Annotated in this window: 1 protein-coding gene; it reads left to right on the forward strand. The window is 47.1% G+C overall.

What is annotated here, in order from left to right:
- Positions 1-199: 199 nt before the first annotated feature.
- On the forward strand, positions 200-611 hold a 412-nt coding region (locus tag DVK07_RS20605), incomplete at its 3' end, for a hypothetical protein (protein WP_233565566.1).

Below are 611 nucleotides of genomic sequence, written 5' to 3' on the forward strand. Positions count from 1 at the left end.
ATCCTTACCTGGCTTACCGTGTTACTCGCGGTAGTAGGTGTCCTACAACTGGTCCTTGCGATCGCATCATAAGCACTCCTGAACCCCAGTCTTCATCTAATTTGATTAGTTGGTTCGCTCGATAAGGTGGCAAAGATATTAATGTTCACTCAGTCAACGTGAAAATATGCCTTGTTTGGAGTGCGGCCATTTGCTCTATGTGGACTATGAAGACCGAGAGCTTCGATGCCCGGAATGTAGGGGATTGCCGCTTGAAGATGACGCCATCCTCGCACGCAAAATCAAAGAGGCCAGAGAGCTTCTCAGTGAGGAGAATCAAATAGACCTACTTCAGGAGTACAGCAAAGAACACCTCTTGCTCTATATTATCTCTCGGCTCAACTACCTTGGAAAGGAGTTCTACGAAACCCGCGCATTCCCAGTTCGAGAGTTCTCATATCTGAATTACCTAATCAATAACATATATCAGCGTGATGACTTTGGGGACGGCCACTTAGAAACTGGTTTCGACGAGATTGCGGAGGAAATAGACGCACTCCTTGACGCCCAAGGGGAACTCATCAACGCCCTAAACCATGTTGAGGAGGAGTTTCGATTCTGTGTTCAGTGGA

The sequence above is a fragment of the Halorubrum sp. Atlit-26R genome, assembly GCF_003666015.1.
GTDB lineage: Archaea > Halobacteriota > Halobacteria > Halobacteriales > Haloferacaceae > Halorubrum.